The organism is Brunnivagina elsteri CCALA 953 (assembly GCF_002289455.1).
GTDB classification, from domain to species: domain Bacteria; phylum Cyanobacteriota; class Cyanobacteriia; order Cyanobacteriales; family Nostocaceae; genus Brunnivagina; species Brunnivagina elsteri.
On sequence record NZ_NTFS01000295.1, the window covers coordinates 1 to 8,411 of the forward strand.

Here is an 8,411-nt window from a genome sequence, read left to right on the forward strand (position 1 = left end):
TTCCACCCTGCGGGAAGCAAGCTACAGCATGACAACACAGGATCGATCATTCATTTTGTGGCTTACTCTAACTGTTGGAGGAATTGCAAAAATTAACTCTTGGTAGAAAATAGTTGTGATATGATAAAAATTAATAGAAATTAGATTCTACGGGTGACTAGCTCAATGGTAGAGCATCAGACTCTTAATCTGCTGGTTTTGGGTTCGAGTCCCAAGTCACCCATAGGTTTTAGCATCGGCTCCGTATAAATCTGCCAGGAATCTGCCAGGAATCTGCCAAGATTTAGAAATTATGGTAAAAATGTTAGGTGCTTACAATTACCTAACTAATGTCCTATTCTTCCCAAGAATGGCTCTAAACTTGGGATTTTGCATCGCACCATTTAACTATCGTCGTGTGAGCTAAAATCCAAGGCTTTCCGCATAATGGCGCTAAAGTTTGGGGGTTGTTTGCTGGTATAGAGTGGAATCCTTGAAGTCCCCCGCTCTAAATAGTCCCCGCGCAGTTTTGAGCGTTTTTTACTAACCATCTCCTCGGTTTTCATTCTCGTCTCAACTCGATTGATCCGCTTGGTGTTGACTATGTAAAAGTAAACTGGATAAACGCGAGTTGGTTCGCGATATAGTCCTTGTCCTTTTGCCCTTCTGCCTACTTTTTTAAGCTCGGTACATCCCCGCGAAAGTACTTTAGCGCTGGTTAATGTCAGCATCCGATCCATCATATTGTCGGCTTCGTCGGCATTGCTTCCATACGCTTGCATCTGCCTTCCATTATCTAAGTTTGCAGAGGCAAGCCAATTCCCCCACATAAACCCATTACTACCACCGCAAACATCTTTAACGCCTTGCCAGGTGATTTTTTTTGGGTTGATATCGGGTATTTGATATTCAGCTTGAATAAGTCTTTGCCCAATAGGGGCTTTAAGGGGTGGACTTTTTACGCTTGATAGAATTAATTTAAGTCGGGAAGTATGAGGCATTGTTTGAACATTCTCGACCAAGGGTTGACCGACAAACTGCCCAATATCCCTATCTTCTAACATCTGATAGATAGCAACAAGCAGGGTGATAGTCGGTTTTAATGTTTCTTCTGTACCAGACAATATAAATTCGGTCATAGCAAATATTCGATTTTAAGCTGTAGGTTTGCCACCCCCGCGCTAGCAGGAATAAATCGATTGTATCTACGAATTGCCTTGCATTCGATCCGTCGTTCCGTTAACTCGCTCTCTCTAAATTTATCCGTTATTTTATATTGCCTAATTTCTTTATCTTGTTTTGGATAAAGGCGAAAAGATGGGCTAACAATTTGATTTGATGAACTAGCGCCGTATCGGAATCGGCAAATAATATTTATCCTATCGTCAAGGGCGAATATCCATTTATCCCAGTCAGTTGTATAGCTAAATCTAAAAGTTTCACCATTGAAAATAACGCCGGGGAACAACGACCAGTCAACAGCATTGACGGTAACCTCCCCGACGCTATCCCATATCCCGTAATCATCTACAAATGTAGTCATTGATAAAGAAAAATTTCTACATTTTCGCAGATTTCATCTAAGTAGTTATCGATTGGTACGTATTCCTCTACAGCATCAAGAAAGTCATCGGCTGACATCTCCCCTTTTACTAAAGCGATGCTAGCTTGCTGTACCTTTTGAGCACACCCGAAATTAAAAAGAAGCTCTTCTTGTTCTTTTGATAAGTCGGTCACAATTAGCAAATTTTCGATGAAATTCCGTTGCTGTAGATTAATCATTAAAGGGTTATGGTAGGAGGAGAAGACGGAGTAAAGGATGCCAGAGCAACGGGAACGAACGACTCAGGGACTATTGTTACGGAAGCGACTACACCCGCAGGAGAAGTAGTCACCAACCCCTTAAGAAGAGAAATAATAGTAGTCGCTACGTCTTGTTCGTCTATTTCGTTTATAGCAACCTCTGCTGATTGCGTTTGAGCGTCTTTAACACCCGTACCGCCACGTCCAAAAGGAATACTCCCAGTCCGTCCCTGAACAGTTTTATAAGAGACTTTAGTGATTCCACTGATACGAGTACTAGTAGTACTCGTGGTTGGAACTACCTTTACCCTTGCAAGAGCGGGGAAAAAATTATCATCTACGTTAACTCCGGCAGCGCTTGGAGCATCCCCAACGATTTCCAAGCCAAATGTATTTTTAGCAGTACCAAGACCTTCAAATATAGCGTAAGCTTGCCCAGTAAAGGTGCAAGCAAAGAATCGGTCGGTAGCGGTAGCGCTTGGAGTCAGTCCAAAAGGGATTACCTTCGCTCTATATCTTTTAATTGCATTCCCAGTTGGCTTTCTGGTTACGTTTGCTTTATTTAATCCTTTCAAATAATTCCCAAACTGGACAACTGCCTGGTCATTTCCTCCGGTTCCTCCGGATGCTTTGAACTTTTCAATTAATTTAGAAAATCTCTGTCGAGTGCCTGGACGACGAGCCATAAGAGTACCTATATTTGCTGCAATTTATTTAATTATAAATAGTTTTAATGGGCTGTGATTCGTGCTAAACCCCTGGGGTTTCTCCTCTTTTGAGTGTTTGTGTTAAGCTATTTTGAAGATATTAAAAACATCTAAAAAGGTATATATGACAACAGTCACCCCAGGCACGGGAGCGACAATATTATCCGACAATGCCGAACAACAATTATTAGATTGTATTGCCCTTATCAAAAACTGGGAGAAGATTCCAGCCAAAAACCCCAACAACGGAAATACTATTAATTGTTCGTTCTCCCTATCCAGCGGAATCGCAAATATTACCTTCCAAATTCCGGCTTTACCAAGTATTAATGACTTGGGACAGCAAGTACAGAACCCTGCAAGCTATTTGATTAATACCGATTTCACCCCAGGGACTGGTGGGACATTCAAAAGCTTGACAGTGGAAGGATATTTCCTCGAAGTCTTAAGCTACCTTGAAATTGTCGAGGGTAATCCAAACAAAAATCCCAATCAAAACAACTATATAAGTTCATCTTTTGACTCGGACGCTCGCAATGCCAACGGTAATGCCACAATCCCGATCGTGTTCGAGCTTGGGGATGGATTTGTAAAAACTATGGCTAACGAATACCTACTGGATTAATCGAATCAAATAAATGCCCAGACAAGTTGCTATTGAAAAAACAATAAACCAACAACTACCCGCGAATTCTTCGGCAATAATTCCAATTTTAGATAATTCTAGTCCTGAATATTCAGGCATTATCACCAAGTCAATCCAAATTAAAGATATTTTAGTATTTACTAGAATGTCCTCCTTGCCCCCGGTGAATGTTCCGTTCGCTAAATTAAATGATTCAATTGTCGATAAAAATTACCGCACATTAGCAATTGAAAATTCCTCGCCTCGAAAGCAATTAAATATTTATTTAGGTGAAAATGGGGAATTTAAAATGGTGGGAGTGGTTAACCTTATTAACTATTCAGGGTATCCATATCGCATTGTTAATCTACTCGCTTTTTTTAGCGATAAGTTTGGTACAACAATTGAGGATGGGTTTTCTATTGGTTTAAGTATTGAAGATACTGGGGACGGGTTGTTAACTAGCGATGATTTAGTTGTGGTACATGGGAGTTATTCGATGGAGTATTTATTGCAGGATTCCGATCTAGTTCTTCCCATTGCGATTTCTGACGTTGCTTTATTGCAGCAAGTCTTAACAAGTAAAGCTGATACAATTCATGGACATTCTATTAACCAAATTGAAGATTTATCTACTTCGCTTGCGGCTAAGGCTAGCACTAATCACTCGCATATTATCAATGATATTAATGATTTATCTACTGTGCTTAATGGAAAAGCGAATAATTCGCACATTCAAGAAATAGGAACAATTACAGGCTTAGCGACAGCATTGAGTAATGCTGCAACTGTAGTCTATGTAGATGGGTTAATCACAGTTTTAAATAATAAGATTAATGCAATTAGCGTTACATCGTCCACCGTCCCAAACAATCCATTCCCAGGGCAAATATGGCATGAAGTTAGTAGTGCTAATCAACTTGTTGAAGACTGGATATATTTAAACTCTAGCTGGTACTCTCTTCATACATACCAATTTGATTTTCCTAGTCCCACGAGTTTTCAGGGTGGGTTTAATAGCTTATTTTTACCGCTTGACCATAGATATCAGTATTTTTTTACAGAACTTTCGACATATTGCGATTATAACGGGGCACTTATTGATGCAAATAACTATTTCAAGGTAGTTGTTTGGATGACAAGTGACAACACAGTGACCATTGTTGCAGATACTGGGGCGTTACCTAATTCAGAATTTAAAACGGTTGTCCCTATTAATGCCGCTTTTTCTCCTACTAATAAAGAATTTGTCGAGCATCGCACCCTAAAAACTGGAAACGCCCCAGGAACTAGAATCGCTTCATCTTTAAAATATCGGTTGATTCGGAAATAATCAAAACAATGGAAACTATAGCAGTTAACAAAACAATCGCGATTCAAATAGGGGCAAGCAATCAGGGTAATCGAATTGTTTTATTTGATAATTCTCTACCCTCAAATATCCCCAGCGAGGGGATAATTTCAATTAACGGATTCTTAAAGAATTTAAAAGCATATTCAAAAATTACCTCGCTGGCATCGGCTCCAATCCCAGCCATTGGATTAGAAGATACCGACCAAGAAAGACTAATCAAAATAATGGATATTGAGTGGAATAATCCACGCATTCAAGTCGATCTAGAAATTAGTAATGATGGTAGTAATTACATTACATTAGGCTCAGTGTCATTAATTAATCAAGCTGGGTATCCTTTCAGAAATTTCTCTCTACTTGATTTCTATACTGACGGGTTAGCCGCCGAACTTGGAAGTAATGGGAAAATTGCTTGCTCAGTCAAGGATGTCGGATACGGAAAATTAGCCAGTGTAGATGCGTTAACCATTTACGGAAGTGTCACCCAGGAGATTGTTATAAATGATTTATTGACAAATAATGAGGCAATTCCTACGACTAAAAACTTATTAGCTGCTACTAATACTTTAATTAGTAATGCCAGTAATAAAGCTGGATTGACCATTTTTAACGGAAGCAATGAGGCAGTATTTATTGGATATACCGCAACAACCAATAATACTGACTATTCAATTCGACTCTCTTCTGGGAAGGGGTATGAATTTCCTGTTCCCGTCTATAGTGGGAATATTTATGCCTATTCTGTAAATGCATCCACAATTCAAATTACTGAATTTAGGAGCGTCTAGCTATGCCTTTCTTGGATGATTCTGCAATTGTTAGCAGTAACTCAAATATAATTACTAGCCAAGATATACCCGCATCCCCAATAATTGGGGATATCTGGAATGAAATAGATAGCGAAAATAATTTAATTCAGAAATGGAATTATTTAAGCAGAAATAATAATAATGCATGGATGGGAGAAGTTCAAGATTTCCCATTCCCTGATGTGTCTATGTCTCAGAGTCAAATCTATCAATTAAATTGGAGATTTAATTATTTTATTAAATCTTTTTATGGTTCTTACTACTCAAATTCTGCTATGCCATCAAACGGCTTTTTAACTAGAAGATTAATGTTGGGCAATAGAAGTAATCTTATCAGTTCAAATCTTATTGCCCCCATTCTTTTTGCCGGGAAGGCTGCCACAATTAACGATACCATCAGAACTACTGTTAATGTTTTGGTAACAACCGCAGAAATAAATAATGAAATAACCCCAACCAAAATCAATCTACTAGGAAATTACCCGGCATCCTCTGGGTCTTTTACTGTCTCTATCAATAATTATTTTGTTTCTTCTGGCTTTTCTTATCAGTTAGTCAGAAAATGAGCAAGCAAAAACCTTATTACTATTCTAATAATCTAGATGACTTCAAAATACCTTATTCAATTTACGGAAACAATGATTACGAAGTCATGAAAGCAAAATACCTACAATTAAGTAATAATCCATTACGCATTACCAGCAAACGATTCATCTTTAATCAATGGTAAAAACTGTATCACCCAAGGGTAAAAATTTATTCAAAATTGAAGTACCGCTAGTCCTTGTCGATGGCGGGGAAATGCCCGGTTCGTTCAAGATTGAGCTAACAGATAAACCTGCGGAATTATCAGTCACCACCTATCAAGATGAATGTGATTCGTATTTTGATATTAATACTTCATATTGGTATATTAAATTTCCGCGTTTAAGGTATTACACCCGACGGGAAGAGTGCCGAGTGCCTTCTACTCCATCACCACCCTTACCGACACTTACTAGCGAATATCAAGAAGAGATACCCTTAATCCCTCCTATCGAATCACTAAATGGATTTTATATTTTATTCCCCACTTACGATTTAGGGGAGACTCAAGGGAACTTCGGTTCTTATTATGATGGTAGTCCTTCTTTTCTTGATGGTGTATCTGGGCATGCCTATGGGCATCCAGAGCAAATTATCAGAATAACAAAAATAGAATGGGAGAATGGAAATGTAATCGGAAGCTATTTAAATAAAGATTACCACTTGAGAATAATTTTAAAAGCTACCAGAAAAATAACTTCCTCCATTGCTTCTTTGCTAGCAAGTTTCAGCATTGGCTTAGAGGGCGTACAAGCTTTTTTAAACAATCTTTATAACGGAATACCAGTTTCTTATGAGGGAAGCGGATATGGGGGATACTATACGGTTTCGCAAGACTGCGAAGTATCCTGCCTTTATGCGCTTGATTGGCAAGATTTGAATGATAGAAAGTTTCCCTTTGGGGTGACTTATTCCCCTAATAATAATTTTTCAAGGAACCAAATACCATTACCTAGATTGTGGGGTGGTATTTTCCCCCAAGAAGATTATCCATCAGGCTACAAAAACTATTTTTGGAAGCAGCGAGAAGTACAATCTTCTTTCAGTAGAAGCAATCAAGCGTTCCCAGTAACTATAAAAAGTCGGTTTGAACCACGAACTGTCTCCATTAAAGAAGAAAAAGAAGATTTATATGGAAAGTATTATACTTACGACTATGTAACTATTCGAGCTTCCGCGAAAAGTTTTCAAGCGCAATGGGTAGCAAAATTTGATGAAGCCCCTGAACCACCCCCACCCCCACCTATGAGTTGCTGTCCAAATATACGCGAAAATGATGCATTGTTACGATTAATTTTAAAAAGAATTGGAGACCCACTGACCGTAAATATTCGAGATTATGACGAAACTACCAAGGGATATCAACCTTACGATGAGGAACAAAAAACTTTATTCAACGCAGTAAGAATTAATACCAATCGAGCTGAAGTAATTAACGACATTATCGGCATTGCTGAATATCCTATTACAGCACCAAAGTCAATCGTAGAAGATTATGCATTGCAATTCCCCGAAGATGTTAACGATTTATGGGGGATTTACGATGATTCGGCTCAACCAATTCAATTGAAAAATTTAACTCAATTCCTCAACTGGCAGGTTGAACAAGAGAGTGCCGTGATGGGCGGGTGGCATCAAATAATCCAATACAAAAAGGATGGCGAAACTAAAACAGTTCGCCTCGTTAATATTGCGGAAACTCTCAAGGAATTAATAATTATTCAAGCTGGACAAAATCGGGATAATTCGGTAATTGTTGACTTGCTAATGCGAGTTTTAAGCGATTTAATTCCTATTAAAGGCAACGTCATTCGCACCAATTACATAGTTGAAGATATTCAAGATTACTTGGATTACCCGACTAAGGAAAAGGTTGTTGATTTTCCTGTAAGCATTACGACCCCAGAAGCTGGATTGAAGCTCGAAGAAAATGAAAGTATGAAGCGAACTTTGCAACAAAGCATTATGAAAATCGCTTACCAAGATTGGACGGGGGACAATTCCCTGCATGATAAATTACTTGATTTATTGCAGGGTGCAGCCGCAATTCGGGGAGCCTTTACCCAATCGGGCGAAGAGATGACCGATATTTTCAAAGGTGGCGACGCGAAGGAACCACCGGATGGATTCAATGACTGGGCTGAAACTTTATAAATTATGACCAAAAAATTACCCGACGAGGCGAAAGTAACCGAACGCGTAAAAAAGGATATCGAGCAAAGCTTGACATTGGCTGATACCCTTAACGGGAAAAAGCCTTTGGGGGGAACCCTTGGGAAAAAACTACAGAATAAATTGGTTGATACGACTAATGACTTTGAGCAATTCCTTAAAGACATTGATTATCTGATTAAAGGATATTCGACAAGCGGTAGTCAGACACTAGGCTGTTGACTTTGTGGGTTTTTAGGCGATTTTGCGGAAAATTATCCGTGTTATTTTTTGTTCGTGGGAAAACGTCTGGAATAGCCGTTTTCCCACAAAAGTAGTAAACACATTTTCTGCATGAAGTCTTATGGGCAAAAGGGTACAAAGTTAACAGCCTAGTC

General features: G+C 38.9%; 11 protein-coding genes and 1 tRNA gene. 8 read left to right on the top strand and 4 right to left on the bottom strand.

The window, feature by feature from the left end; all coding sequences use genetic code 11:
- Positions 1–151: 151 nt before the first annotated feature.
- Positions 152–223: transfer RNA gene (locus CK510_RS21610), tRNA-Lys, on the top strand.
- A gap of 160 nt (positions 224–383) precedes the next feature.
- Here CK510_RS21610 and CK510_RS21615 read toward each other — a convergent pair.
- Genes CK510_RS21615 through CK510_RS21630 form a run of 4 tightly spaced genes read right to left on the bottom strand, consistent with a single transcriptional unit; the run spans position 384 to position 2,468 of the window.
- A complete protein-coding gene (locus CK510_RS21615) occupies positions 384–1,118 on the bottom strand; it encodes a hypothetical protein (protein WP_095723660.1) in 735 nt (244 codons plus the stop codon).
- Positions 1,115–1,522 (bottom strand): hypothetical protein, encoded by a 408-nt coding sequence (locus tag CK510_RS21620; protein WP_095723661.1) that lies wholly within the window; start codon positions 1,520–1,522, stop codon positions 1,115–1,117. Before CK510_RS21620 ends, CK510_RS21615 begins: the two co-directional genes overlap by 4 nt.
- Positions 1,519–1,716 (bottom strand): hypothetical protein, encoded by a 198-nt coding sequence (locus tag CK510_RS21625; RefSeq protein WP_143289378.1) that lies wholly within the window; start codon positions 1,714–1,716, stop codon positions 1,519–1,521. Before CK510_RS21625 ends, CK510_RS21620 begins: the two co-directional genes overlap by 4 nt.
- A gap of 44 nt (positions 1,717–1,760) precedes the next feature.
- The gene (locus CK510_RS21630; protein WP_095723663.1) at positions 1,761–2,468 is read right to left on the bottom strand and encodes a hypothetical protein; all 708 of its coding nucleotides are present in this window, start codon (positions 2,466–2,468) and stop codon (positions 1,761–1,763) included.
- Between the two features lie 145 nt (positions 2,469–2,613).
- Here CK510_RS21630 and CK510_RS21635 point away from each other — a divergent pair, with 145 nt between their 5' ends.
- Genes CK510_RS21635 through CK510_RS21660 form a run of 7 tightly spaced genes read left to right on the top strand, consistent with a single transcriptional unit; the run spans position 2,614 to position 8,256 of the window.
- Complete coding sequence (locus CK510_RS21635) at positions 2,614–3,114, top strand: hypothetical protein (protein ID WP_095723664.1); 501 nt, start codon at positions 2,614–2,616, stop codon at positions 3,112–3,114.
- Positions 3,115–3,127: 13 nt separating this feature from the next.
- Positions 3,128–4,447: a phage tail fiber repeat family protein gene (locus CK510_RS21640; protein ID WP_095723665.1), complete on the top strand. Its 1,320-nt coding sequence runs from the start codon at positions 3,128–3,130 to the stop codon at positions 4,445–4,447.
- An 8-nt stretch (positions 4,448–4,455) separates the two neighbouring features.
- Positions 4,456–5,256: a hypothetical protein gene (locus CK510_RS21645; protein WP_095723666.1), complete on the top strand. Its 801-nt coding sequence runs from the start codon at positions 4,456–4,458 to the stop codon at positions 5,254–5,256.
- A 2-nt stretch (positions 5,257–5,258) separates the two neighbouring features.
- Entirely contained in the window at positions 5,259–5,843 is a 585-nt protein-coding gene (locus CK510_RS21650) for a hypothetical protein (RefSeq protein ID WP_095723667.1), read from the top strand.
- Positions 5,840–6,007 carry a hypothetical protein gene (locus CK510_RS32920; RefSeq protein ID WP_211293251.1) on the top strand — a complete coding sequence of 56 codons (168 nt, stop codon included), beginning with the start codon at positions 5,840–5,842 and terminating at the stop codon, positions 6,005–6,007. The genes CK510_RS21650 and CK510_RS32920 overlap by 4 nt, the downstream gene beginning before the upstream one ends.
- Positions 6,001–8,016: a hypothetical protein gene (locus CK510_RS21655; protein WP_095723668.1), complete on the top strand. Its 2,016-nt coding sequence runs from the start codon at positions 6,001–6,003 to the stop codon at positions 8,014–8,016. Before CK510_RS32920 ends, CK510_RS21655 begins: the two co-directional genes overlap by 7 nt.
- 3 nt (positions 8,017–8,019) lie before the next feature.
- Positions 8,020–8,256 carry a hypothetical protein gene (locus CK510_RS21660; protein ID WP_095723669.1) on the top strand — a complete coding sequence of 79 codons (237 nt, stop codon included), beginning with the start codon at positions 8,020–8,022 and terminating at the stop codon, positions 8,254–8,256.
- Positions 8,257–8,411: the final 155 nt, after the last annotated feature.

Excerpts from the sequence above, each read along its gene's own strand:
- CK510_RS21645 (WP_095723666.1), top strand. The coding sequence starts at position 4,456 with ATGGAAACTATAGCAGTTAACAAAACAATCGCGATTCAAATAGGGGCA.
- CK510_RS21650 (WP_095723667.1), top strand. The coding sequence starts at position 5,259 with ATGCCTTTCTTGGATGATTCTGCAATTGTTAGCAGTAACTCAAATATA.
- CK510_RS21660 (WP_095723669.1), top strand. The coding sequence starts at position 8,020 with ATGACCAAAAAATTACCCGACGAGGCGAAAGTAACCGAACGCGTAAAA.
- CK510_RS21620 (WP_095723661.1), bottom strand. The coding sequence starts at position 1,522 with ATGACTACATTTGTAGATGATTACGGGATATGGGATAGCGTCGGGGAG.
- CK510_RS21615 (WP_095723660.1), bottom strand. The coding sequence starts at position 1,118 with ATGACCGAATTTATATTGTCTGGTACAGAAGAAACATTAAAACCGACT.
- CK510_RS21635 (WP_095723664.1), top strand. The coding sequence starts at position 2,614 with ATGACAACAGTCACCCCAGGCACGGGAGCGACAATATTATCCGACAAT.
- CK510_RS21640 (WP_095723665.1), top strand. The coding sequence starts at position 3,128 with ATGCCCAGACAAGTTGCTATTGAAAAAACAATAAACCAACAACTACCC.
- CK510_RS21630 (WP_095723663.1), bottom strand. The coding sequence starts at position 2,468 with ATGGCTCGTCGTCCAGGCACTCGACAGAGATTTTCTAAATTAATTGAA.
- CK510_RS21655 (WP_095723668.1), top strand. The coding sequence starts at position 6,001 with ATGGTAAAAACTGTATCACCCAAGGGTAAAAATTTATTCAAAATTGAA.
- CK510_RS32920 (WP_211293251.1), top strand. The coding sequence starts at position 5,840 with ATGAGCAAGCAAAAACCTTATTACTATTCTAATAATCTAGATGACTTC.